Source organism: Cupriavidus sp. C1SS-2L (assembly GCF_057073735.1).
Window position 1 is genome coordinate 3,552,031 of sequence record NZ_CP172708.1, and the last position, 23,638, is coordinate 3,575,668.

The following is a 23,638-nucleotide window of genomic DNA, read 5'->3' on the forward strand; positions in this document are numbered from 1 at the left end:
CATGCCATTTAATTGACCGACCGGTCGGCTTATATATAATGGGGCCGAACCACAGGCGCAAAGCCGGCCGTCAGAGCCGGGACAGCCGCTGCCAAAGGAGGCTCCTATGTACACGCAGAGTCTGGATTTGCCCGGCAATCCCGCTTCGGTGACCGCAGCCGCGGACGACGCCAGCCGCCAGGCGGCGTTCGATGCACGCATGGCCGCCGACAGCAAGATCGAGCCGCAGGACTGGATGCCCCAGGCCTACCGCAAGACGCTGGTCAGGCAGATCTCCCAGCACGCGCACTCCGAAATCGTCGGCATGCTTCCCGAAGGCAACTGGATCAGCCGCGCACCGTCGCTCAAGCGCAAGGCCATCCTGCTGGCCAAGGTGCAGGACGAAGGCGGACACGGCCTCTATCTCTATTCCGCCGCGGAGACGCTCAATACGTCGCGCGACGAGATGGTCGACGCGCTGCACACGGGCCGGGCCAAGTATTCATCGATCTTCAACTACCCGACGCTGACCTGGGCCGATGTCGGCGTGATCGGCTGGCTTGTCGACGGCGCGGCGATCATGAACCAGATCCCGCTGTGCCGTTGCTCGTATGGCCCGTACGCGCGCGCCATGATCCGGATCTGCAAGGAAGAGTCGTTCCATCAGCGCCAGGGGTTCGACGCGCTGCTGGCGATGATGCGCGGCACCGACGCCCAGCGCGAGATGGTGCAGGACGCGGTCGATCGCTGGTGGTTTCCGGTGCTGATGATGTTCGGGCCGCCCGATTCGGCATCCACCAACAGCGCGCAGACCATGGCGTGGGGCATCAAGCGGATTTCGAATGACGACCTGCGGCAGAAGTTTGTCGACGCGACAGTGGAACAGGCCAAGGTGCTGGGCGTCACGCTGCCCGATCCGGGCCTGCAATGGAATGCCGAGCGCGGCCACTATGACTACAGCCCGCTGGACTGGGACGAGTTCTGGCGCGTGATCAACGGCGATGGCCCGTGCAACCGCGAACGTCTGGCGACGCGCGTGAAAGCCCACGAAGACGGCGCCTGGGTGCGCAAAGCGGCGCTGGCCCACGCGGCCAAGCAGGCCGCGCGCGAAACACAGCGTGAAGCCGCCTGACGCAAAGGACAAGGAGACCAGCATGACGCAGAAGGAATGGCCGCTGTGGGAAGTGTTCGTGCGCAGCAAGCAGGGGTTGGAGCACAAGCATTGCGGCAGCCTGCATGCCACCGATGCCCAGCAGGCGCTGCACATGGCGCGCGACGTCTATACGCGCCGCCAGGAAGGTGTGTCGATCTGGGTGGTGCCGTCCACCGCTATCACCGCCAGTGCGCCCGAGGAAAAGCCGGAGCTGTTCGACCCGATGGCCGACAAGATCTACCGGCATCCGACCTTCTACCAGCTACCCGACGAAGTCAACCATATGTAAGGGCCCGGCACCATGATGACCCCGACGACCGACACCACGCTGTCGCATCTGCCGCCTGAGCGCACGGCCGCGCTGCGCTACGTGCTGCGGCTCGCCGATAACGCGCTGATTCTCGGCCAGCGCAACGCCGAGTGGTGCGGCCATGGCCCGGTGCTGGAAGAAGACATCGCGCTGGCGAATATCAGCCTGGACCTGATCGGCCAGGCGCGGCTGCTCTATGCCCATGCCGGCGAGCTGGAAGGCGCGCTGACCGGCAGGCCGCGCCATGAGGACAACTACGCGTACTGGCGCGCCGAACGCGAGTTCTGCAACTGGACGCTGGCCGAGTTGCCACACAGCGGCCCGCTGGCAGGCACCGCCAGCACCGACCGCGACTACGCCGTCACCATCACGCGCAACTTCCTGTACAGCGCGCTGATGGTGGAACTGTGGAACGTGCTGCAGGCGAGTACCGATGCGGAGCTGGCCGCTATCGCGGCGAAATCGGTCAAGGAAGCGCGCTATCACCTGCACCACGCCGCTGGCTGGATGGTGCGCCTTGGCGATGGCACCGAGGCTTCGCACCTGCGCATGCAGCGCGCGCTCGACCATCTGATGCCGTACATGAACGAATGCTTTGCCGGCGACGACGTGGAGCAGCTCGCCGCCGCGCAGGGCGTGGCGGTGCCGACTACCGACCTGCGCGACGCATGGGAAGCGACGGTCGACGAAACTCTCGCGGAGGCCACGCTGGAAAAGCCGGTGCCGAACGCCTTTGTTTCGACTGGCAAGCATGGACTGCATTCCGAACATATGAGCTACCTGCTGGCCGAAATGCAGAGCCTCGCGCGGGCCCATCCTGGCGCGCAGTGGTAGCACGGGGCCCGATATGAACACTGTTGCGCTTTCCGACGCCGAACGCACCACGCGCGCGTGGGCTGCGCTGGAGTCGGTGCCCGACCCCGAAATCCCCGTGGTATCGATTCGGGACCTCGGCATCCTGCGCGATATTGCCGTAGCCGACGGCGCGACGCTCGAAGTCACCATCACGCCGACGTATTCGGGCTGCCCGGCCATGTCGCAGATCGCCGAGGACATCGGCCAGGCCCTCGACGCGGCAGGACTCGGGCCCTGGCGCGTCCGCACGGCGCTATCGCCGGCGTGGACGACCGACTGGATCAGCGACGCCGCACGCGAACGCCTGCGCGAATTCGGCATTGCGCCGCCGCGGCAATGCGACGCGGCACCAGCCACGCAGCCGTTGCGCTTCGTGCCGCGCGCCGCCCGCGCCGGCGCACCGGATACCGTGGCCTGTCCGCGCTGCGGCAGCCGCCATACGCAGGAAATCTCGCGCTTCGCATCGACGGCCTGCAAGGCGCTTTACCGTTGCCTCGATTGCCGCGAACCGTTCGACTACTTCAAACCCTACTAACCGTTACCAACCCCGCCGTCCCGAGCGAGCTGCCATGACCCCACAGTTCCATCCGCTGCGCGTGGCGCAGGTGCGCCCCGAGACGGCCGACACGATTTCCATCGCGTTCGAAGTGCCCGAGACCCTGCGCGACGCCTACCGCTTCACACAGGGGCAGTTCCTGACGCTGAAGGCCCCGGTCGATGGCCAGGACCTGCGCCGCTCGTACTCGATCTGCTGCGGCGTGCAGGACTATGCCGAGCGCGGTGAGCTGCGCGTGGCAGTAAAACTCGTCGAGGATGGCGTGTTTTCGAGCCACCTCCATGACACGCTGGCCCCGGGCCAGCTTATCGATGTGATGACGCCGGACGGCCGCTTCCATGTGCCGCTCGACGCGGGCGCGGCACGCCACTATGTCGCCTTTGCCGCGGGCAGCGGCATCACGCCGGTGCTGTCGCTGATCCGCACCGCGCTGGCGGCCGAACCGCAGAGCCGCTTCACGCTGGTCTATGGCAACCGCAATGTCGACAGCATCATTTTTTCCGAAGCGCTCGAAGACCTGAAGAACCAGTACCTGTCGCGCTTCACGCTGTACCACGTGCTGTCGCGCCAGCCGCAGGAAGTCGACCTGCTGCACGGGCGCCTCGACCACGCCCGGGTCACGGCCTTCCTGCAGACGCTGATCCCGGTGGACGGCATCGATGCGGCGTTCGTGTGCGGACCGGCCTCGATGATCGACGAGGTCGAAACCGCGCTGCGCGATGCCGGGTTGGATCCGCACCGCATCCACGCCGAGCGGTTCGGTGTGCCGGTGGACCGCCAAAAGCGCGCGCCCCCCCACGCCCATGCCGACGACGCCGGCACGGCCGAGCTGGTCGTGGTGCTCGATGGCAAGCAGCACACCATGCGCCTGCCGATGGAGGACGGCAAAGTGCTCGACACGGCGCTGGCCGCCGGGCTGGACCTGCCCTATGCGTGCAAGGGCGGCGTGTGTTGCACCTGCCGGGCCAAGGTGCTGGAAGGCCAGGTCGAGATGGAAAAGAACTACACGCTGGAGCCGTGGGAAATGGAAAAGGGCTTCGTCCTGACCTGCCAGGCGCGCGCGCTCACGCCCCGCGTGGTGGTCAGCTACGACGAACGCTGAGCCGCCGCGTCAAACGTGCGCCGGGCCGCGCGCGGTGTCTGGCACGCCCGGCTGCCCAAGTCGCGCCGTGATTACAATGGGAAGGGAGCGCGTTGCGGACGCCTGGAGGTGACTGAGAACCGTCCCACGCATATACAATCACGGCCATGCAATATATCCACGTCGTCAACGGCGATGTCGCCGGAAATACCCTGCGCCAGGCGCTGGCCCAGGCTGCCCGGCCCGACCCCGTGGTCGTGCTGCGCGACGACCTTGCCGTGGGCCCGCTCGTGGACGTCGACAGCACCGGGTCGATCCGTTCCGGTTTCTGGCAACGCGTGGCTCCGCACACCGACATCGATTTCGCCGCCGAAATGCGCCAGGCGCTCGACCAGCTTCAGAAGCTGCGCCAGAGCGACATGGAAATCGCGATCTGGCACGGCCAGAGCGCGGCCGACCAGCTGATGCTGCGCCGGGTCGTATTCCACCTCTACCAGGCGCCCCAGCGCATCAATGAAGTCGCGATGGACCTGCGTGAACTGGAACTGCCGCCGCAGGCCGGGCTGGCCGCCATCGGCATGTATTCGCCGGCACGGCTGGCGCGGCGCTTCTCGACCATCGCGCCGGTGTCCGTGCTGCGCCTGGGCCGGCTCGGCTACGAATGGCAGCAGAACGTGCGCGAAAACGCCGACGTGCGGCTGTGGAAGGGCAATACGCTGGTGGCAGCGGCCTACCACAGCATCGATGACATCATCATGGAGCGCGCGCCGTCCGAGTGGACGCCTGCCGCCGAAGTCGTGGGCAGCGTGATGGGCGCCATCGAAGGCCTGCTGGCCAGCGACTGGTTCGTGTTCTGGCGCTGCCGCGAGCTGATCTCCATGGGCCGCATGGTCCTGCGCGGCAACGCGGATTCGCTGGATACCTGCGAGCTGCGCCGGCACGTGATTGCCAGCGCGGAATAACGGAATAGCGGATTAGCGGACCAGCCCGCTCCTTCTTATTTCCCCTTCCCGGACACTCCCTGCCGGAACGACATGGCGCGAACCAAGGCACCCGATTTCGAAGCACAGCGCGAGCAGATCCTGGAACTGGCGGCCGCCGCCTTTGCCAACAGCAGCTACCCAAGCACCTCGATGGCCGACCTGGCCGCCGCGTGCGGCACGTCGAAGGCGCGCCTGTACCACTATTACGAGAGCAAGGAAGCGATCCTGTTCGACCTGCTGGACCGCTACACGCGTCGGCTGATGCTGATCGTCACCGAGGTCGAGGCCGACTCCGAACGCCAGGGCCGCACCGACCGCGAGAGCTTCGCCAGCCTGATCCGCGCATTCCTGGCCGAGTACGAGAACTCGCAGACGCGCCATATCGCGCTGATCAACGACGTCAAGTTCCTGGCCGAGGAACAGCGTGACCTGATCCTCGGCCGCGAGCGCGACGTGGTTGCGGCGTTCTCGCGCATGCTGCGGCGCGCCTACCCGGAGCGCGTCACGCGCGAAAACCAGACCGCGCTGACCATGACCGTGTTCGGCATGATCAACTGGACCTTCACCTGGCTCAAGCCGGGCGGCAAGCTGTCCTACGGGGCGTTTGCCGATATGGTCGTGGACCTGCTCGAAGGCGGCCTGCCGGGCAAGGCCGCCGCGTCCGCGGAATTGCTGGCGCGGCGCTGAACGCGGGCCAGCGCCTCCATCAGGACCATTCGGCCTCTTCCCGCTGGCGCCGCTGCTCGCGGTCCTGGCGGAACATCTCCTGCAGTTCGTCGCGCGCCTGGCGCGCCAGCGACACCAGCTTCTTCTGGTCCGTGTAATGCGGATAGAAGCGGTCGATGGCCTGGATGTTGTGCCGGCGGAAACGCAAGGCCACGTTGCGGGCCTCCGCCGGATCGAAGCCCAGCCCTTCCAGTACGCGGCGGCCCAGCATCAGCGAACCCTCGAACATCTCGCGTTCGAACAGGTTCACGCCGCGGTCCTTGAGCTGGTAGATGTGTGAGACATGGCGCGCGCGCGCATAGATCTGCAGATCCGGATAGCGCTCGCGCACGCGGTCGATCAGTTGCAGGCTGTCGTCCATGCCGTCGATGGCCACGATCAGGATGCGTGCCTTGTCAATGCCCGCTGCTTCGAGCAGGTCCAGACGCGTGGCGTCGCCGTAGAAGATCTTGAAGCCGTACTGGCGCAGGAATTCGATCTGGTCGGGATCGTGGTCCAGCACAGTCACGCCGACGCCCTGCGCGTACAGCAAGCGGCCGATGATCTGCCCGAAACGCCCGAAGCCGGCGATCATCACGGGGTTGTCCTGCGGCGTGATGGCCTCATCCGCACGGCGCTTGGTCACACCGAGGCGCGGCGCCACCAGACGGTCATAGGCCAGCAGCAGCAAGGGCGTGGCTACCATCGACAAGGCCACGATCAGCACCAGCAGCGCCTCGGTCTCGCGCGGCAGCAGGCCTGCCGTGCCGGCCACGCCGAACACGACGAAGGCGAACTCGCCGCCCTGGGAGATCAGCAGCGCGAACAGCAGCCGCTGTCCGCGTGCGATCTCGAAATAGCGGCCCAGGAACATCAGCACCGCGGTCTTGGCGACTACGAACACAGCCACCAGTCCAAGGACCGTGCCCGGCGCGCGCGCCAGCACGGCGAAGTCGATGGACATCCCGACCGCCATGAAGAACATGCCGAGCAGCAGGCCCTTGAACGGTTCCAGGTCGGCCTCGAGCGCATGACGGTACTCGGAATCGGCCAGCAGCACGCCGGCGACGAAAGTCCCCAGCGCCATCGACAGGCCCACCGCATCCATCATCAGCGCAATGCCCACCACCAGCAGCAGCGCGAACGCAGTGAACATCTCGCGCATATCGGTCCGCGCGATGAAGCGCAAGGCCGGACGGACGAGGTAGCGGCCGCCGAAAACCACGGCGGCAATCACCGCCACGGCCTTGGCTGCGGACTGCCAGCCACCGCCGCTGGCGTCGGCCGCGCTCTCTGCCGCCAGCAGCGGCAGCAGCGCGATCATCGGAATCGCCGCGATGTCCTGGAACAGCAGGATGCCGAAGCTCGCCCCACCCGCAGGCGTGCCGAACAGGTTGCGCTCGCCCAGCGTGGCCAGCGCAATGGCCGTGGATGACAGCGCCAGCCCGAGCCCCGCCACCAGCGCCACTGGCCATGGCGCTCCCACAAGCGCCGCGAGGATGCCGATCACCAGCGCGCACGCCGCCAGCTGGATGCCGCCATAGCCGAAGATGCTCCGCCGCAGCGCCCATAGCTTGCGCGGCTCCAGCTCGAGGCCGATCACGAACATCATCAGCACTACGCCGAATTCCGAAAAATGCAGGATCGACTCGACATTGGTCACCATACGCAGCGCGAACGGGCCGATGGCAGCGCCGGCAAGCAGGTACCCCAGCACCGCGCCAAGCCCGGTGCGGCGCGCAAGCGGCACGGCGACCACGGCCGCCACCAGGAACACCACCAGTGCAATCAGGAAATCATGCTGGTTCATGCACGCACCTCCGCGCCTGCCGCTACCGGGCTATCCGTATGAGCGCCGATGCGCCTGCAAACGTGCGCAATATGCTCGGCCAGCGCCTGAGTGTCGGTGTTGTCGGCATCGTGCAGGACCTGCGGCGGCAGCCAGTCCATGCCGCACAGGCGCGCCGTCTGTTCCAGCGGCAGCAGGAACGCTTCGATCGGATGGCCGTGGTTGCCTTCCGGCCCATAGGAGTCGAAGGTCCCGCCGGTGCTCGCCACAGCGAGCATGGATTTGCCGCGCAGCGCCGTGCCGCCGGGGCCATAAGCCCAGCCGTACTCCAGCACTTCATCCAGCCAGAGCTTCAGCAGCGGTGGCACGCTGTACCAGTGCACCGGGTATTGCAGAACTACCGTGTCCGCGGCAGCCAGCGCGCGCTGCTCGGCCACGACGTCGATGTCGTAATCGACATAGCGGCAATAGAGGTCGCGCACATCAATGTGAGGCTGTGAGGCGAGCGCCTCTGCCAACGGGCGATTGACCCGTGAACGGCCTGGCGTGGGGTGCGCATAGATCACAACAATCGGAGATTCGCTTTTCGTCACGGCGGTTTAGTCCGAAATTTCAGGCGTACCTATCGCAGCGGGGGCACCGCGACAGAACGGAATGCGGCGTTGCAGCAAATCCACAGCCGGACAGCTGCAACAATCGATCACATTTTCTCAAGTTTTTGATTTTAATGAAGGTTTTTATCCAAATCGGGTTCGCGCAGCGCTGCTGCGACGCGGGAAGCTTACGCCGAACTGACAGTTCCGCTACAATACTTTTCAAATTGCATCAATATAGTGTTTGCCCTAATCTGGCACGCAGTGATGCGAAAAGTGCCTAGACGAATACCACAGCGGTGCTATTTTTATCGCTGATTGCACCGGATTGCACCGGGAAGGAAACATCGTGAATCCGCTCGAACTGAGCAAGGCCGTCGGCGCCGTTACCGACGAAGATCTGCGCAAAGCAGCCGAAGCCGCACAGGCCGCCCAGCGCGCCACCGTTCTGGTGCGCGAGCTGGCCGCCCATCACCGCTCGCGCCTGCTGAAGCATTTCCTCGCCCTGGGCGAGGAGGATCGCCTGCTCCGTTTCGGCCAATCCGTGGGCAACCACGTGATCGAAGCGTATGTCGACAGCATCGACTTCGACCATGATTCCGTGTTCGGTGTGTATGACGAGAAGCTCGAGCTGGTCGGCGTCGGCCACTTCGCCAACCTGCGCGACAACGCGCAGGGCCGCGTGGCGGAATTCGGCGTCTCCGTGTCGAAGAGCGCGCGCGGGCGCGGCATAGGCAGCGCGCTGTTCGAGCGCGCCGCCATCCACGGCCGCAACACCAGCGTGCGCACGCTCTACATGCACTGCCTGTCGCGCAATGCGGCCATGATGCACATCGCCAAGAAGGCCGGCATGAAGGTGCAGTACGCGTACGGCGAAGCCGACGCCTACCTGGAACTGCCGCCTGCGGACACCATGAGCCGCCTGACCGAGGCGCTGGACGAGCAGGTCGCCGATTTAGACTACCTGGTGCGCCGCAACCTGCGCGACGCACGCCGCTTCGGGCTGCGCTTCTGGCGCTCGATGGTGCCGCAGAAGCGCACCGCCTGATATCACCGCGGCCCGGCCTGACACCGGCCCCACGCCAGACGGCGCATCGTGACGATGCGCCGTTTTTGTTTTGGCCGCGCGCTCAGCCCCCGGCCACCGGCAATGCGGTGGTGTCCTTGATGCTTTCCAGCGCAAAGCTGGAGCGAACGTCGATCACGGACGGGTGCGCCAGCAACTGCTCTTGCATGAAGCGCGCAAAGTGTTCCATGTCCTCGACATAGACCTTGAGCAGCAGGTCCATTTCGCCCGTCATGGCATGGCACGCCGCGACTTCCGGCCAGGTGCCGATGGCCGCGCGGAACAGATCGAGCGGCGCCTTGCCCTTCGGTGCGCCGCCGTGCTTTTCCAGCCGCACATTGATATAGGCCAGCAGGCCCAGGCCGATCTTGCCGGGCTCGAGCAGCGCCGCGTACTGGCGGATCACGCCGATCTCCTCCAGCCTGCGGATACGCCGCAAGCACGGACTCGGCGACAGGTTCACGCGCTCGGCCACCTCCAGGTTGGTCAACCGGCCGTTGGTCTGCAGGACCTCCAGGATCTTCCGGTCGATCTTGTCCAACTCCACCTTGCTCACGATTTCGTTGCTCCGCAATATGTTTATTTGCAATTTTTTTGCGCAAATTTAGCAAGTTGTGCACAAGTACGCAATTTTTTGTGGAATCCGTCAGATTTGACGCCGTATCCATCACTCCTTCAGCGAAACAGGGTGCCGGGTAGGCGGATTTGCCGACCCATCCGATCGACGTGGGGAAGGCAAGGATGGTGCCAAGCCCGCCACACAGGCAGCGGGCATTCTACGGTTGTTCCGACGTTTTACGGCGAAAATGCCGGCGTCAGCGACAGGCGCCAAAAGAAAAACGCGCGACCCGTGAAGGTCGCGCGCGCATCGCAGCCATTGTCCCGGTCATCCCGGGACTATCGAACCGGTTCAGCCGCCGCTGCTGGAAGGGGCTCCCGGTGCAGCCGGCGCGCCCGGGCCGCGCGGCATGCGTTGCATGCGTTCCTGATGCATCTTCTGCATGCCGGCCCTGATTTCATCCTGGGTCAGCTTGCCGTCATGGTTCGCGTCGAGCTGGTCGAAACGCTCCGCCAGGTGCGGCATGCCTGCCTTGGCCTCATCCTTGGTCAGCGCGCCATCGCCGTTCTTGTCAGCCGCCTTGAACTTGGCATCGAATTCCTTCTGCATCTCGGCGCGACGCTGTTCCATCATCGTCTTGCGATAGGCAGCCATCTCGCTCTTGTCGAGCTTGCCGTCGTGGTTGGTGTCGATGCGGTTGAAGAGCGCGTCGGCCTCGGCCTTGGAAATTGCGCCGTCACCGTCGGTGTCGATCGATTTCATCCACATGCCACCGCCGTGATCCATGTGGTGATGCATCCCGCCACGCGGCGCCGGTGCAGGCGCGGTGGTGGCGGCTTGGGCAAACGCGCCGCCGGCGACGAGGAACGCGGCGGAAGCGGCCAGGAAGTGCTTGAGAATCTGCGGCTTGGATTTGCCTTGCATGTCTTGCTCCTTTTCATCACGTGGGCATGTACGGATTAGAACGCGGACGATGCGGGGAAGTTGGCGGTTTTAATACGATGTTACGCGGCTCACAGATAGGGCTGTCGGCCGTAAGCGATTGCAAGGGATCCGGAATATTGCAGGCACACTGAACAGCCGGCGCTGCGGGATCAGTTCTTCGGCACGAGGGGATCGGCCGGGGGTACGGCCGGCGCCATGGCGGGCTGAAGCTGGCGCTGATCGATTTCCTGCGTGTGCGATTGCGCCGCCGGTTGCTGCACGGCGGCGGACGCCGAGGGTTGTACAGACTGGACAGGTGGCTGGCTGACCGCCGGCGCGGGCGGTGTCATCGGGGTAGCAAGTGGCGCGGCTGCGCCGGAGGGTGGCGTCGCGGGCAACGGAGCCGAGCCGGGACGCGCGGCGCCGGTCTGCACCGGCAGCGCGATTTCCTGGCGAACGCCGTTGCGTTCGATCACCACGGAACGGCCGTGGATTTCAACAAGACGAATTTGTGCGGATAGTGCCGTGCCGGCGCGCACCGCCTTGGGCGGCCCGCCGTCCAGCGACACGATTGCAGCGCCGGCGCCATCGGCGACATCCGCCACGACCCCGATCAGTTGCACGTCGCGAACACCGCCCTGCGCCGAGCCGCCGAACAGCGTGGCCACGGCGCCCGTCTCCACGGCCTCGGTCTGCGCCACACGGGCGGACTGCGGCACCGGAATCGTGCGCATCGCGCTGAAGGTCAGTACCCAGCGGGTCGCCAGTGCGCACAGTGCGATGAAGAGAACCAGACTGGCTGCACGCGGCAACCAGGCCGCAGCATCGAGACGGAGGGCGGGCCGGATGGAGAGTTGCACGGAATCAGGGATACGCTCGACATGGAATGCGCCAAGCGTATCAGAGCCCTATGACCGTGTCTGTGGCGGCTTACAACAGGTCGTCGAGCAGATCCGGGCCGAACACTTCGCGGTGGATATGCCCGACCGGGACACCAGCGCTGATCAGCGCGTGCCGCTGCGCCTGCATGAACCCGAGCGGTCCGCACAGGTGGAAGTCGCCGTCGATAAACAGACGGTTGTCGGGCGCATCGAGCAGTGCGGCGACGGGCATGGTGCCCGCGTGGTCGTAGTCACGGCCCGCGACATCGGCGGCTTGCGGCTGTTCGTAGCTGATATGGGTACGCAGCTGCGGCAGGCGTTCCCTGGCCCAGGCCACGTCGGCACGATGGGCGTGGTGGCGGCCGTCGCGGGCCGCGTGGGCAAACAGAATCTCGCGCCTGGAGCCTTGTGCGGCCAACGTGCGCAGCACCGACAGCATCGGCGTGATGCCGATACCGGCCGACAGCAGCACGATCGGGCGGTGGTTATCCAGGCGCGGCGCGAAGTCGCCGAACGGCGCGCTCACCGACAGTTCCGTGCCGGGCTGCGCGTTGGCATGCAGCCAGTTGGATACTGCGCCGGCCGGCGTGGCGTGGTCGCCGTCCTCGCGCTTGACCGAGATTTGCCACGTCGGCAGGCCGCGCTCCGCAGACAGCGAGTACTGGCGCTGCTGGCGGTTGCCGTCATCGAGCGTGACTTCGACGCTGACGTACTGGCCCGGGCGGAAATCGCGCAGCGGCTGGCCGTCCACGGCCGACAGCGTCAGCGCGACCACGGTGTCGCTCTGCACTTCGCGGCGGTCGACCCGTACGGCGATGCGTTCGCCGGCGGCCATGCCGGTGCTCTGGTACAGGCGCGCTTCGGCGGCGATCAACTCGCCGGCCAGCAGCCAGTACGCTTCGTCCCAGGCGGCAATCAGATCGGGCGTGGCGGCTTCGCCGAGCACGGCGGAGATGGCGCCCAGCAGGTGCCGGCCGACGATCGGGTAATGCGCGGGCTTCAGGCCCACCGCTGCATGCTTGTGCACGATGCGTTCGACCACCGGCGCAAGCGCGTTGGCGTTGTCGATATTGGCGGCGTAGGCGAACACGGCGGAGGCGAGCGACTGCTGCTGCGAGCCGTTGGCCTGGTTGCCCATGTTGAACAGTTGGGTCAGTTCAGGGCGCGCCGCGAACATCTCGCGGTAGAAATGGGTAGTGATGGCGAGGCCATGTTCACGCAGCACCGGTACGCTGGCATCAATGTAGGGGCGGGAAGCAGCAGACAACATCAGGTAAGGCTCCGTTTTAAATCATGCAAACAAAATGCATGTTTTTACTCACAACAAAGCCCGCGCACGTAACGCCAGAACTGCGGCTCAAAGCGCGCCGTTCAAGCCGTACGCCGGCTCACAAAATCGCGATGCAGCCGGATGATCGACTCGGCAGTCTGGCTGCCGGTGACATCCGCCAGGGTGACAGTATCAAGCGAGCGATAGAACGCCTGCTCCGCCTCGTCCAGCGCCCGGCGCAGCCGGCAGTTTCCCTTCAGGGCACATGGCGGGTCATCACAGTCGATGACCGGCTTGTGCCCTTCCAGTTCGCGCAGGATCGTCCCGATGGTCAGCTGGTCAGCCTGCGGCCCCAGTTCCAAGCCGCCGTGGCGGCCGCGCGTGGCCGTGATCCAGCCCAGCTTCGACAGGCGCGCTGCCACCTTCACCAGATGGTGATGGGAAACCTCGAACTGCTGGCCCACCTCGGCAATGGTGATAGGCCGGCTGCCGTCGGCGCGTGCCACGTACATCAGCAGCCGCAGTGCGTAGTCGGAAAAGCGGGTCAGTTGCATCGTGGTGACATCTTAGATAAGCGGCATTTCAAATGCAAGTTTTATTGTGCGGCGCGGAATCCCGTGACACAAATCAGACTCCGGGCCGCGAGAATTCCTCGCCACAAAAAACAGTCATAGGGTGGCGGTTATACTGATTGTCGAACGCCGGGCGCGTGGCCAGCGCGCGCCCCCGCCATCCAGCACGAGGTCCAGACACGATGCGCCGATCCACATCCCTATTCGCCAGTACCCGCTCCACACGTTCGCCCCGCTCCCATGCCGATCGCACCAAGCGCGGCAGCCGCGGCTTTACCCTGATCGAAATCATGGTGGTGATCGTCATCCTGGGGGTGCTCGCGGCGTTGGTGGTGCCGAAGATCATGAGCCGCCCCGATGAGGCCCGTATCGTTGCCGCGCGCCAGGACATTTCGTCGATCATGCAGGCACTGAAGCTCTACCGGCTCGACAACAGCCGCTATCCCACCACGGAACAAGGCCTCGCCGCGCTGGTGGCCAAGCCAACCACCGAGCCCGTGCCGAACAACTGGAAGGCCGGCGGCTATCTGGAAAAGCTGCCCAAGGACCCGTGGGGCCATCCGTACCAGTACCTGAACCCCGGCGTGCGCGGCGAGATCGACATCTTCAGCTTCGGCGCCGACGGCCAGGCCGGTGGCAACGGCAATGACGCCGACATCGGCAACTGGGAATAACGCCGTACCGGCAACATGAAACCGGCCCCGCGCCGCCGCGCCGCCGCTTGCCGGCCCCGGGGCTTCACCCTGCTCGAACTGCTGGTGGTCATGGTGATCGCCGGCATTGTCATTTCGCTGGTCGCGGTCAACGCGTCGCCCAATGAGCGCGGACGCCTGCTCGACGACGGCCAGCGCATCGCGCGGCTGTTCGAGCTGGCGCAGGAAGAAGCCCAGCTCGGCGCGCGCCCGATCGCCTGGGAAGGCAGCCCCGGCGGCTGGCGCTTCCTCGAATCCACGCCGAATGGCTGGGTCCCCCTGCGTACCGATGTGTTCGCGCCAGGCCACTGGCGCCTGCAGCCGGACCAGGTGATCGTCGCCGAAGGTGGCCGCAACGCCGGTACGGGCGGCCCGCCGCGCCTCGTCTTCGGGCGCGAACTGATCGACGGTCCGCAGCGGGTGATACTGGTGCGCGGCGACATCCGCGTCGATATCGCCGGCGACGGCGGCGGCCGCTACTTCGCCAGCACGCCATGATCGCGCGCGCGCATCGCCGCCGTCAGAGGCACGGCTTCACGCTCATTGAAGTGCTGGTGGCGCTGACAATCCTGGCCGTGGCGCTGACGGCCGCCATGCGGGCCATGGGCAGCATGGTCGATGCCAGCGCGTCATTGCAGGCGCGCATGCTGGCCGAGTTCAGCGCCGAAAACCACCTGGCCACGCTGCGCCTGTCCAAGACCTGGCCCGAGCCCGGCGTGAGCGGCTATGACTGCCCGCAGGGCGGCACCCCGCTCTATTGCGAGCAGAGTGTCTCCGGCACGCCCAATCCGGCGTTCCGGCGCGTGGAGATCGCGGTCTATCCGTCCGCCGCCGACCGCTCCGTGCGTCTGGCGTGGCTTGTCACCATCATTCCCAATGAAACGCGCAACCTGCTCTGATCGCCGCACGACTCGGCGCGGCTTCACGCTGCTGGAAATGCTCGTGGCCATTACGCTGCTGGCGGTCATGGCCGTGATCGGCTGGCGCGCACTCGACAGCATGACGCGCAGCCGCGAACGCCTGACCGACCACGACGCCAGGCTGGATGCGCTGAAGGTGCTCTACGGGCAGTTCCAGTCCGACTGCGAACACCTGTCCGACCCCGGCCTGCTCCAGGCCAGCCCGGTCGAAGTCGCGCCCGGCCAGGTTTTGATGGTGCGCGACCGCCGCGAAGAGAACCAGCCGCCGATGTGGCAGGCGCTGAGCTACCGGCTGGAGGGCAACGCGCTGGTACGCCTGGCAGCGCCGCCGGTGGACAGCCGCGCCGCCGTGCAGTCCGCCCTGCTCTCGCTGCGCCAGGCTGGCCGCCAGAACAATGTGCAGGCCCGTCAGGTACTTGGCGATGTGGACAGTCTCGGCGCGCGAGTATGGATCGATCCGGCGGGTTGGCTGGCGGACAACGGGCGCATCCGCGGCGCGCTGTTCAATCCGACCGGTGCCAGTGCCGTGGCGGCGACCGCCACGACCAGCACGGCCAGCGTCGTCGTTCGCGCCGTCGAGTTGTCCATCCAGGCCCGCATGGGCGACGGCGATGCGCCGCGCGATTTCCGCAAGATCTGCATGACCGGGCTGTGAACATGCGCCGACGCCTCCCGCCCCTGTCCCGACGCCGCATGCGTGGCGCCGCCGTGGTCACGGCGCTGCTGATGGTCACGCTCGCCGTGGTCATTGTCTCCGGCATGCTGTGGCGCCAGCAGGTGCAGATCCGATCGATCGAGAACCAGCGGCTGCTCGCTCAGGCCACGTGGATCGAGCGCGCGGCCGTGGACTGGGCCCGGCTCATCCTGCGCGACGACCAGCGCCGCACCAGCGTCGACGAACTGGGCGAGCCGTGGGCCGTGCCGATCGCAGAGACGCGCCTGTCGGATTTCCTGGGCGCCGCGCTGCGCACCGACCAGGCCGGCGAGACATCGTTCCTGTCGGGCCGCATCCTGGACGCGCAGGCGCGCTTCAACCTGACCAACCTGGTGCTGTGGACGGCCACGCCAACGCAGGGCCGCGCCGCCACGGTCGATCCGGCCGCGCTGGCAGCATACCGCCGCCTGCTGCAAACCGTGGGCCTGAATCCGTCGCTGGCCGAGACCACGGGACGCTTCATGCTGCGCGCCGCGCAAGGCGGCTCTGACGGCCAGCCGGCGCCGCGCCCGCCGGACAGCGCCCAGAGCCTGCTGGCAATCCCGGGCTACACGCCCGAGATGGTCACGGCGCTGGAACCGTTCATCATCGTGCTGCCGGAGCGCACCGTGGTCAACGCCAATACGGCCGAGCCCGAGGTCCTGTCCGCCGTCATCACCAACCTGGCCCTGGTCCGCGCGCGCGAACTGGTGCGCGAACGCGATCGCGCGTACTTCAACAATGTCGGCGACCTGCAGACCAAGCTGGGCAGCGTCGCGCCGCAGGCCGACACCAGCAACCTGTCCTCCATGCTGGACGTCCGCTCCCACTATTTCCTGATTTATGGCCTGGTGCGCCATGAGCGCGCCAGCCGCCTCCAGGTATCGCTGGTTTACCGGGGCGAGGTGCTGGGTAACACCAACACCACTCGTGTGCTGTGGATCCACGACACGGACCGGCTTCCCGACATGCGATGAGCCATAGCGCAGATTTGCGTGCGCTGCGGCACGCTGCTTCCACCCTTGCGGGCCCGGCTACCGGGGGAGAATGCTATTGACGCGGTTTAGTCACACAGGCAAGGTATGCTGCGGCGCTGCCGCAACCGTGGCGCCATGCCGAGCGGCGCCTCCCTGCCCGTCCGTGTCCGCAGCCGGCACCTCCGCGCCCCGGCCATTCCGCTGCCCCGGCAATCCGCCCCCAGCACAGGCTCCACTGACGTCAAAGCTAGGAAACCTTGAGTACCACCCTGTACGTTCGCCTGCCGCATCGGCCGCATGACCAACCGCAACCATGGCATTTCGGTGCCCTGCCGTTCGCGCTGGTACGCGACGCTGGCATGCCGGCTGCCCGCCGCTCCGACGCCGCGCAGGCGCCGGAAGTGTTGCGCGAAGGCCACGCCCAGATCGGCGCGATGCCGCCCGCCGAGCGCCTGGTGCTGATCCTTGCCGCCAGTGACGTACTACTCACCACGGCCACCGTGCCGCCGCTGCCGCCGGCGCGGCTGAAACAGGCACTGCCCAATCTGGTGGAAGACGCCCTGGCCACCGACGCGCAGCCCTGCCACATTGGCGTGGGCCCGGCGCTCGACGGCGAGGCGGCTCGGCCGGCACGCGGCCCGCGACGCCGCCTGCTGATGGTGGCCGACCGCGCTTGGCTGCGCGCGGTGCTAGACGCGTTTGCCGAACACCGCCACCGCCGGCGCCATATCCTTCCCGCTCAGATGTGCCTGCCGCTGGCCGTCCCGGCCGCTCTGGCTGAGGCCACCGATGGCGACAACGCCGCGGCGCAACCCGCCACGCTGGTTGTAGAGGCCGCGGCCACTTCGCTGGTACAGGCCGAAGGCATGGTCGAACCGACGCTGGCGCCTGAGGCGGCGCCAGCCAGCAGCCAATGGCAACTCACGGTGCGCACCGGCCGCCATGAAGGCTATGGCCTGCTGCTGGGCACCGATGCGCTTGCCGCCTGGCAGGCGCTGGCGCCGGAAGGCTTGTGGCACGGCGACGCCAACGCCATGGCCAACGCGCCTGTGCCTGCGCTGCGACAGGCCAACGCGGCCGACTGGCGCATGTGGATCGCCGGCGCGCAAGGCTGCCTGCAGGAATCCGGCCTCGATCTCGCCCAGTTTGAATTTGCCCAGGGGCGTGCCGACCGCTGGAACTTGCTGGCGTGGCGCCTGCCGCTTGCGCTGGCTGCCGGCATCGTGCTGGTCCAGCTTCTTGGCATGAACATCCACTGGCTGATGCTGCACCGTGAACAGCAGCGCCTGGAAGCCGCGCAGCTGCAGACGCTGCACACCGCGTTTCCGCAGATCCAGACCGTGCTCGATGCCCCGCTGCAGATGCGCCGCCAGGTGGAACAGCTGCGACTGGCCAGCGGGCGCAGCACGCCTGACGATTTCCTGCCGCTGGCCGACCGCTTTGCGCAGGCTGCGCGCCAGTTGCCGCCCGATGGCCTGCAGGCGCTCGAGTACCGCAGCCGCACGCTCGTAGCCACCCTCAAGCCTGGCACCGATACCGCCGCGCTGCGCGGCGCCGTGCGCCAGGCCGGCCTGCAGATGGAAGAAGACAAGACGGCGGATGCCTCGCGCACCGTCGGTCCGGCCGGCTCGCGCTGGGTCATCAAGCCAGGCCTGTGAACCGAATCATGAGTCCGAGCAAAGACAACCTCCGCACCCAGACGCCGCACGCTGCCGCGGCGTCTGGCCGCCCTTCGGCCCGCACAACGCTGGCGCGCTTCAAGCCGCGCGTGCCGCAAGTCTGGCGCGAGCAGTTCGACGCCTTCTGGTCGGCGCGCAACCCGCGCGAGCAGGCCATTCTCGGTGGCGGCGCTGTGGTGCTGGGACTGGTGCTGGTCTACTCCGTGCTGTGGGAGCCTGCCGCCGATGGCCGCGCGCGGCTGTCGCGCAGCCTGCCTGGAATGCGCGCGGACCTGGCAGAAATGGAAACCCTGGCGCAGGAAGCTCGTGGCCTGAACGCGAGCCCGGCACCCGCACTGCGCGGCGACGCACTGACGCAAGCGTTGCAGGAGAGCCTGGGCAAGTACGGCCTGAAGGCAACGCGACTGGCCGCGGGCGCCGACAACAGCGTGCAGGTGCAGCTAGACAAGGCGCCGTTCGGCGCGGTCGCGGGCTGGCTGCAGGACGTGCGCCAGCAGCAGCGCCTGAAGATCACGGACGCGCGCATCGTCTACGTAGGCGCCACCGCGCTGGTCAACGTCGGCGCGACCCTGCAGGGTCCGGGTGGCCGCAGCTGATGGTACGGCTGGAGTCGCTGCGGCTGCCCCGACGCAAGCTGCGCCGCCCGGCAGGCTGGCGCCGCGCCGGCTGGCTGCTGCTGGGCCTGGCCACGGCCGGCATTACCGTGCTGGCCATGCTGCCGGCCGCATGGATCGCCGACACGGTGGCGGCCCGCACGCAGCGGCGCGTGCTGCTGGCCGATGCCGCGGGCTCGCTGTGGCACGGCAGCGCCACGCTGGCGCTGTCGGCCGGCGCGGGCAGCCAGACCGCGACGGTGCTGCCGGGCCGGCTGCAATGGTCCGTGGCTTTCTGGCCGTTGCTGACCGGCTCCGCACGCATGGTGCTCACGCATACGGAGGCCATGCCGGCGCCGGTCGGGCTGACCGTCACGCCGGGCGGCTGGACCGCGCAGGCGGGCGCCATCCGGCTGCCGGCCGCGCTGCTCGAAGGCGTGGGCGCGCCGTTCAACACGCTGCGCCCGGACGGCCTCATGCGCGCGGACTGGTCGGCGTTGCAGGGTAAATTTGCGGGCGGGCTGCTGTACGGGCATATCACGCTGCGCATCGAACAAGTGTCGTCGGCGGTAAGCCGCCTGCGTCCGCTGGGCAGCTACCGTGCCGAGATCGACTGGAACGGCGCCGATGGCAAGCTCGCGCTGAGCACCATCGCCGGGCCGCTGCATCTTGATGGCAGCGGCACGCTGGGCCGGCAGGCGCGCTTCGAGGGCACAGCCAATGCCGAGCCCGAAGCCGCTACCCAGCTGGTCAGCCTGCTGAGCCTGCTGGGACGACGAGAGAACAATGTGACAAGGCTGCGCTTCTGAGCCAGGCAGCGCCAGGAGCCGACCGGAACCAAACATGAAAACCGAAGCCACCCGACCCTTCTTCCAGACCGCCAGTGCCCGTGCCGTGGCCCTGCTGTGCGGCCTTTCGCTGCTGGCGCCGACGCCGCTGTGGGCGCAGCAGCCCGCCAGCCCTGGCGCGCCACCGGACATCACGCCGCGCAACCGGGACCAGGTGGTGCTGAACTTCGTCAACGCCGACCTCGATTCCGTGGTCAAAGCCGTAGGCCAGGCCACCGGCAAGAATTTCGTGATCGACCCGCGCGTGAAGGGCACCGTCAATCTCGTCACCGAGCAGCCGGTCTCGCGCGCGCAGGCGCTCGAAACGCTGGGCTCGGTACTGCGCATGCAGGGCTATGCGATGGTGGAGAGCAATGGCTTCACCAAGGTCGTGCCCGAAGCGGACGCCAAGCTGCAGGGGTCGCCGATCGTGGTCGGCGGCGGGGGCGGCCGCGGCGACCAGGTGGTGACGCAGGTGTTCCGGCTGAACTACGAGTCGGCCAACAACCTGGTGCCGGTGCTGCGGCCGATGATCGCGCCCAACAACACCATCACCGCCTACCCGGCCAACAACACGCTGGTGATCACGGACTATGCCGAGAACCTGCGCCGCCTCGGCCGCATCATCGCCGCGATCGATGCGCCGGCGGCGGGCGAAGTCGAGCTCGTACCGCTGAAGAATGCCATCGCTAGTGACACGGCGCTGGTGCTGCAGAAGCTGCTCGACCCGGGATCGGCGACGACGGGCGCGGCGGGAGGCGGGGGGGCGTCCGTCGACAGCAGCCTGCGCACGACCGTGGTGGCGGAGCCACGCAGCAACTCGCTGATGATCCGTGCAACAAGCCGCGCGCGCCTGCAGCAGGCACGCATGCTCATCGAAAAGCTCGACCAGCCTTATGCGCGCCCCGGCAATATCTGGGTCGTGCCGCTCAAGAACGCCGACGCCGTCAAGCTGGCCGCCACGCTGCGCGCGATCGTCGCCGCCGACAGCAGCTTTGCCACAAGCACGCAACCGGGCGCCGCGGGCGCGGCAGGGGCCGGCGGACTGACCAACGTGTCGACGCCGGCCGGCGGCCAGTACACCGGCGGCACCACGGCAAGCCAGGCCGGCATGCGCTCGACCGGCACCAGCGGGTCGAGCACGGGCGGCGGCGCCTATGGCAATTCGGCGTTCGCGGCATCGTTCAACCCAAACACCCAGCCGACCACAGGCGGCATCATCCAGGCCGATCCGGCCACCAATGCCCTGATCATTACGGCCACCGAACCGGTGTACCGCAACCTGCGCGCCGTGATCGAGGATCTCGACGCGCGCCGCGCGCAGGTCTACATCGAATCGATGATCGTGGAAGTGACCTCCACGCAAGCCAGCCAGCTCGGCATCCAGTGGCAAGGACTGCTCAGTTCGAGCAGCGGCAACAACAACGTCTTCGCGGGTACCAACTTTGGCACGGGCGGCCAGAACATCCTGAACCTGACACTCGCCGGCGCGCTGTACAACAGCAACCACAGTGCCGGCATCGTTGCCGCGCAGCAGCTCGTGCCCGATGTGGGTGGCCTGAACCTTGGCGTGGTGAACAAGGCGCTGGGCCTTGGCGCGCTGCTCCGCGCGCTGGGCACCAACGGCAGCGTGAACCTGCTGTCGACGCCAAACCTGATCACGCTCGAGAACGAGGAAGCCAAGATCCTGATCGGCCAGAACATCCCGATCACGACCGGCTCCTATGCACAGACCGGCGGCGCTGCCTCGGTCACCCCGTTCCAGACCTTCGACCGCAAGGATGTCGGCATCACGCTGCGCGTGCGGCCGCAGATCACCGACGGGGGCCTGGTCAAGATGCAGATCTTCCAGGAGTCGTCGTCGGTGGTGCCGGGTACGCTGACGCAGGTGCAGGGCCCGACCACCAATGTGCGCTCGATCGAGACCAACGTCCTTGTCGACGACGGCCAGATCATCGTGCTCGGCGGGCTGATCGAGGATTCCTACGGCGACGGTGTGCAGAAGGTGCCGCTGCTGGGCGATATCCCGTGGATCGGCGGCCTGTTCCGCTATGAGAACAAGAACCGCGCCAAGACCAACCTGCTGGTGTTCCTGCGCCCGTATGTGATGCGCACGGCCGGCGCGGCCGACCGGTTGACGCAGGACCGCTACGATTACATGCGCGCGCAGCAGACCGACTTCGTCTCGCCTAACATCATGGTGCGCGACGCCAACACGCCGGTGCTGCCGCCCGCGGATGCGCCGACCACGCCGTTCGTCGACCCGCGTGGCAACGGGCCGGTGCAAAGTCCGCTGCCACTGCCGCAATCCGTGCCGCAGACTGCACCGGGGCAGCAAGCGCCGCAACCAGTGCCGCAGCCGATTACGCAGCAAGGCTATCCCGGCACGTTCGCGGGCTCGGCATCGCCCGACGCCGGCCGCCGTAACTGAGCCAGACCATGGCAAGCGAAGTCCAAGCCGCCCTTGACAGCCAGGATATCCAGGAGCCGCCGTCACCGATGGCGGCGCGCCTGGTGTCGTACAGCTTTGCACGCGAAGCGCCGCTGCTGATCGCGCACCAGCGCGCCGACGGCCTTGAAGTCTGGGTGAGCCGCGCCACATCGCCCGCTGCGCTTGCGGAGGTGGCGCGCGTGCACGGCGCGCTGCGCCTGCGCGTGATGGAACCCGATGCGCTCGAGCGCGCCATGTCCGACGCCTACAACCGCCAGGACGGCAGCGCCGCGCAGGTGGTGGGCGAAGTCGAAGGCGAAGTCGACCTGTCGCGCCTGATGCAGGACATTCCCGCCGTGGAAGATCTGCTCGAGTCCGAAGACGACGCGCCGATCATCCGCATGATCAACGCGCTGCTCACACAGGCCGCGCGCGAAGGCGCATCGGACATCCACATCGAACCGTTCGAATCGGCGTCGGTCGTGCGCTTCCGTGTCGACGGCACGCTGCGCGACGTGGTGCGGCCGAAGAAGGCGCTGCACGGCGCGCTGATCTCGCGCATCAAGATCATGGCGCAGCTCGACATTGCCGAGAAACGCTTGCCGCAGGACGGCCGGATCACGCTGCGCGTGGGCGGGCGCCCCGTGGACGTGCGCGTGTCCACGCTGCCGACGGGCCACGGCGAGCGCGCGGTGCTGCGTCTGCTGGACAAGGAGGCAGGCCGCCTCGACCTGGCCAAGCTCGGCATGTCGCCGCGCACGCTGGCCGGTTTCGACGACCTGATCCGCCAGCCGCACGGCATCGTGCTCGTTACCGGGCCGACAGGCTCGGGCAAGACCACTACGCTGTATGCGGCGCTATCTCGGCTGGACGCGCGCTCCACCAACATCATGACGGTGGAGGATCCGATCGAATACGACCTCGACGGCATCGGCCAGACGCAGGTCAACGCGCGTATCGACATGACCTTCGCCAAGGCCCTGCGCGCGATCCTGCGCCAGGACCCGGACGTGGTGATGATCGGCGAAATCCGCGACCTGGAAACCGCGCAGATCGCGGTGCAGGCTTCGCTGACCGGCCACCTAGTGCTGGCCACGCTGCACACCAATGACTCGGCCTCGGCGATCACGCGGCTCGTGGACATGGGCATCGAGCCGTTCCTGCTGTCGTCGTCGCTGCTTGGCGTGCTCGCGCAGCGGCTCGTACGCCGGTTGTGCCCGCATTGCAAGCGCGAGGAAGTCATCGAAGTCACCGCCGGCGAAGCCGAAACGCTGCATACGCAAGGCAAGCCGCTACAACACCTGTGGCATGCGGTGGGCTGCGACAAGTGCGGCAACTCCGGCTACCAGGGCCGCATGGGCGTGTACGAGCTGCTGACCGTCGACGACGAGATCCGCACGATGATCCACCGCCAGCAGCCCGAGTCGGAGATCAAGCAGGTCGCGCTTGCTCATGGCATGCAGACCATGCGCGGCGATGCGCAGCGCTGGATCGACACCGGCGCCACCGCGCTCGAAGAAGTGCTGCGCGTCACGCGCGACTGACGGAA

The 23,638-nt window shown here is 67.0% G+C and carries 25 protein-coding genes; 18 read left to right on the forward strand and 7 right to left on the reverse strand.

Annotation, left to right across the window (positions count from 1 at the left end; all coding sequences use genetic code 11):
- The first annotated feature begins 106 nt into the window (after positions 1-106).
- The 7 genes from paaA to ACIGJG_RS16525 all read left to right on the forward strand — a co-directional run bounded on the left by paaA (position 107) and on the right by ACIGJG_RS16525 (position 5,604).
- Positions 107-1,111, forward strand: a complete 1,005-nt coding sequence (paaA, locus tag ACIGJG_RS16495) for a 1,2-phenylacetyl-CoA epoxidase subunit PaaA (protein ID WP_011299335.1) — start codon at positions 107-109, stop codon at positions 1,109-1,111.
- A 22-nt stretch (positions 1,112-1,133) separates the two neighbouring features.
- Positions 1,134-1,421 (forward strand): 1,2-phenylacetyl-CoA epoxidase subunit PaaB, encoded by a 288-nt coding sequence (gene paaB / locus ACIGJG_RS16500; protein ID WP_011299336.1) that lies wholly within the window; start codon positions 1,134-1,136, stop codon positions 1,419-1,421.
- Between the two features lie 12 nt (positions 1,422-1,433).
- Complete coding sequence (gene paaC, locus ACIGJG_RS16505; RefSeq protein ID WP_011299337.1) at positions 1,434-2,276, forward strand: 1,2-phenylacetyl-CoA epoxidase subunit PaaC; 843 nt, start codon at positions 1,434-1,436, stop codon at positions 2,274-2,276.
- A 13-nt stretch (positions 2,277-2,289) separates the two neighbouring features.
- Positions 2,290-2,832 (forward strand): 1,2-phenylacetyl-CoA epoxidase subunit PaaD, encoded by a 543-nt coding sequence (gene paaD, locus ACIGJG_RS16510; RefSeq protein WP_011299338.1) that lies wholly within the window; start codon positions 2,290-2,292, stop codon positions 2,830-2,832.
- Positions 2,833-2,866: 34 nt separating this feature from the next.
- Positions 2,867-3,955 (forward strand): 1,2-phenylacetyl-CoA epoxidase subunit PaaE, encoded by a 1,089-nt coding sequence (paaE, locus tag ACIGJG_RS16515; RefSeq protein WP_220631102.1) that lies wholly within the window; start codon positions 2,867-2,869, stop codon positions 3,953-3,955.
- A 146-nt stretch (positions 3,956-4,101) separates the two neighbouring features.
- On the forward strand, positions 4,102-4,896 hold the full coding sequence (locus ACIGJG_RS16520) for a DUF1835 domain-containing protein (RefSeq protein WP_011299340.1): 795 nt from the start codon (positions 4,102-4,104) through the stop codon (positions 4,894-4,896).
- Positions 4,897-4,968: 72 nt separating this feature from the next.
- Positions 4,969-5,604 (forward strand): TetR/AcrR family transcriptional regulator, encoded by a 636-nt coding sequence (locus ACIGJG_RS16525; RefSeq protein WP_011299341.1) that lies wholly within the window; start codon positions 4,969-4,971, stop codon positions 5,602-5,604.
- A gap of 19 nt (positions 5,605-5,623) precedes the next feature.
- On the opposite strand, the gene kefC is transcribed toward ACIGJG_RS16525, so the two are convergent.
- The gene (gene kefC, locus ACIGJG_RS16530) at positions 5,624-7,432 is read right to left on the reverse strand and encodes a glutathione-regulated potassium-efflux system protein KefC (RefSeq protein ID WP_011299342.1); all 1,809 of its coding nucleotides are present in this window, start codon (positions 7,430-7,432) and stop codon (positions 5,624-5,626) included.
- Positions 7,429-7,977 carry a glutathione-regulated potassium-efflux system oxidoreductase KefF gene (gene kefF / locus ACIGJG_RS16535; protein WP_483673090.1) on the reverse strand — a complete coding sequence of 183 codons (549 nt, stop codon included), beginning with the start codon at positions 7,975-7,977 and terminating at the stop codon, positions 7,429-7,431. Before kefF ends, kefC begins: the two co-directional genes overlap by 4 nt.
- Before the next feature lie 376 nt (positions 7,978-8,353).
- On the opposite strand from kefF, the gene ACIGJG_RS16540 reads away from it, so the two are divergent.
- Entirely contained in the window at positions 8,354-9,052 is a 699-nt protein-coding gene (locus ACIGJG_RS16540; protein ID WP_011299344.1) for a GNAT family N-acetyltransferase, read from the forward strand.
- An 82-nt stretch (positions 9,053-9,134) separates the two neighbouring features.
- Here ACIGJG_RS16540 and ACIGJG_RS16545 read toward each other — a convergent pair whose 3' ends face one another.
- From ACIGJG_RS16545 to ACIGJG_RS16565, 5 genes are all read right to left on the reverse strand, one after another.
- Positions 9,135-9,626: an Lrp/AsnC family transcriptional regulator gene (locus tag ACIGJG_RS16545; protein WP_011299345.1), complete on the reverse strand. Its 492-nt coding sequence runs from the start codon at positions 9,624-9,626 to the stop codon at positions 9,135-9,137.
- Positions 9,627-9,980: 354 nt separating this feature from the next.
- Entirely contained in the window at positions 9,981-10,553 is a 573-nt protein-coding gene (locus ACIGJG_RS16550; protein ID WP_011299346.1) for an EF-hand domain-containing protein, read from the reverse strand.
- A gap of 170 nt (positions 10,554-10,723) precedes the next feature.
- On the reverse strand, positions 10,724-11,413 hold the full coding sequence (locus tag ACIGJG_RS16555) for a type II secretion system protein N (protein WP_140949206.1): 690 nt from the start codon (positions 11,411-11,413) through the stop codon (positions 10,724-10,726).
- A gap of 70 nt (positions 11,414-11,483) precedes the next feature.
- On the reverse strand, positions 11,484-12,704 hold the full coding sequence (locus ACIGJG_RS16560) for a globin domain-containing protein (protein ID WP_011299348.1): 1,221 nt from the start codon (positions 12,702-12,704) through the stop codon (positions 11,484-11,486).
- Between the two features lie 101 nt (positions 12,705-12,805).
- Entirely contained in the window at positions 12,806-13,258 is a 453-nt protein-coding gene (locus tag ACIGJG_RS16565) for an RrF2 family transcriptional regulator (RefSeq protein WP_011299349.1), read from the reverse strand.
- A gap of 308 nt (positions 13,259-13,566) precedes the next feature.
- On the opposite strand from ACIGJG_RS16565, the gene gspG reads away from it, so the two are divergent.
- From gspG to gspE, 10 genes are all read left to right on the forward strand, one after another.
- Positions 13,567-13,950 carry a type II secretion system major pseudopilin GspG gene (gspG, locus tag ACIGJG_RS16570; RefSeq protein ID WP_235679786.1) on the forward strand — a complete coding sequence of 128 codons (384 nt, stop codon included), beginning with the start codon at positions 13,567-13,569 and terminating at the stop codon, positions 13,948-13,950.
- 15 nt (positions 13,951-13,965) lie between these two features.
- The gene (locus ACIGJG_RS16575) at positions 13,966-14,466 is read left to right on the forward strand and encodes a GspH/FimT family pseudopilin (RefSeq protein WP_011299351.1); all 501 of its coding nucleotides are present in this window, start codon (positions 13,966-13,968) and stop codon (positions 14,464-14,466) included.
- Positions 14,463-14,867, forward strand: a complete 405-nt coding sequence (gspI, locus tag ACIGJG_RS16580; protein ID WP_011299352.1) for a type II secretion system minor pseudopilin GspI — start codon at positions 14,463-14,465, stop codon at positions 14,865-14,867. The genes ACIGJG_RS16575 and gspI overlap by 4 nt, the downstream gene beginning before the upstream one ends.
- Complete coding sequence (locus tag ACIGJG_RS16585) at positions 14,845-15,543, forward strand: PulJ/GspJ family protein (RefSeq protein WP_041679732.1); 699 nt, start codon at positions 14,845-14,847, stop codon at positions 15,541-15,543. Before gspI ends, ACIGJG_RS16585 begins: the two co-directional genes overlap by 23 nt.
- A gap of 2 nt (positions 15,544-15,545) precedes the next feature.
- Positions 15,546-16,559: a type II secretion system minor pseudopilin GspK gene (gene gspK / locus ACIGJG_RS16590; protein ID WP_483672548.1), complete on the forward strand. Its 1,014-nt coding sequence runs from the start codon at positions 15,546-15,548 to the stop codon at positions 16,557-16,559.
- Between the two features lie 257 nt (positions 16,560-16,816).
- Positions 16,817-18,217, forward strand: a complete 1,401-nt coding sequence (gene gspL / locus ACIGJG_RS16595; protein WP_011299355.1) for a type II secretion system protein GspL — start codon at positions 16,817-16,819, stop codon at positions 18,215-18,217.
- Between the two features lie 8 nt (positions 18,218-18,225).
- The gene (locus tag ACIGJG_RS16600) at positions 18,226-18,834 is read left to right on the forward strand and encodes a type II secretion system protein M (RefSeq protein ID WP_483672549.1); all 609 of its coding nucleotides are present in this window, start codon (positions 18,226-18,228) and stop codon (positions 18,832-18,834) included.
- Positions 18,834-19,640, forward strand: a complete 807-nt coding sequence (locus ACIGJG_RS16605; protein WP_220631106.1) for a type II secretion system protein N — start codon at positions 18,834-18,836, stop codon at positions 19,638-19,640. Before ACIGJG_RS16600 ends, ACIGJG_RS16605 begins: the two co-directional genes overlap by 1 nt.
- 34 nt (positions 19,641-19,674) lie before the next feature.
- Positions 19,675-22,089, forward strand: coding sequence for a type II secretion system secretin GspD (gene gspD / locus ACIGJG_RS16610; protein WP_011299358.1), 2,415 nt, complete (start codon positions 19,675-19,677; stop codon positions 22,087-22,089).
- 8 nt (positions 22,090-22,097) lie between these two features.
- Positions 22,098-23,633, forward strand: coding sequence for a type II secretion system ATPase GspE (gspE, locus tag ACIGJG_RS16615; protein WP_084791919.1), 1,536 nt, complete (start codon positions 22,098-22,100; stop codon positions 23,631-23,633).
- The last annotated feature ends 5 nt before the right edge of the window (positions 23,634-23,638 follow it).